Annotated in this window: 1 protein-coding gene and 1 pseudogene; both read left to right on the top strand. The window is 54.1% G+C overall.

Annotated elements, in window-relative coordinates; genetic code table 11:
* On the top strand, nt 1-333 hold a 333-nt coding region (locus KUC_RS19745; RefSeq protein ID WP_040481822.1), incomplete at its 5' end, for a hypothetical protein.
* Nucleotides 334-387: 54 nt separating this feature from the next.
* A pseudogene (locus KUC_RS18965) lies at nt 388-941 on the top strand (hypothetical protein); the annotation flags it as partial.

Here is a 941-nt window from a genome sequence, read left to right as displayed (position 1 = left end):
CGGCGCCGGTTGCACCGCCGCTACCGCGAGGGCGACATCGGCCTGTTCAAAGTCACGATGTGGTACCTGTGGCATATTCTCGACCTATGGGCGATACCTTTTCACCTGGCGGAATGGGAGATAAGCGCCATCCAAAAAGCAGGGCAGAAGACGCTACCGGCGAGCCTTGATGAGTGGTCGCAACCCCTGCCCGAAGAACAGTGGGCTAAGCCCAGTAAAGCGCTCACGCGCCTCTCAAAAGAAGTCAAACAGCGCCATGCGCAACAGCCAAACCGGCCGATCACCGCTATCTTCGCCGAGGTTTATGGCGAGGAGACGACAATTTCAGCCTGATGAAGTGGGCAGCAAATCGACCCTCTTCTTTATTAATTGATTTAAGGCAGCCCTATGTCGGCCAAACAACGCCCAACGCCGCGTCCGGATATCCTTCAGCCCCACCGGGCTGGTGATATTGAGTCCTTTCCTGGTGGCAAGGTTATTTACCTGTCGCCTGCTCCCTTGCCCACGGAAGCTGCGCCCTTGGATTTCAACCAAGCGATTGGGGAAGTAAACGATGCCTATTTGGATTTCGGCGGCAGCCTTCCTACGCCATTTACTTGGCAGTTTACGTTAGGCATACCTTTTATAGGGTTTTTAATGCTAGCTTTTCTTCTGCCCTTGATTGGAGGGGGGGCAATTGGGATATATGGAAAAGATGTAGGTGCATTTTTTCTGGTTACTGGACTCGTATTTGATGAGGTGTTTTCTCAGGCCGCAGTGTTCTCGACATTGGTATTACTATTAGCCTTAGTGATTAAAGCCCACTACCACTTTAGGTTTCGCGAGGCTGTGCCCACACGCTTTCATCGCCAGCGCCGTGAGGTGGCCTTTGCGCCGGGTGGCGGAAAACCGCCTATCATCGTGCCTTGGGAAAGCGTGGCGGCCTGGGTGACCCAGGCGCA

Origin of the sequence: Vreelandella boliviensis LC1, assembly GCF_000236035.1 — a bacterium.
GTDB classification, from domain to species: Bacteria; Pseudomonadota; Gammaproteobacteria; order Pseudomonadales; family Halomonadaceae; genus Vreelandella; species Vreelandella boliviensis.
Note: the sequence above shows the minus strand (reverse complement) of the source record. Positions and strands in the feature narration are given on the sequence as shown.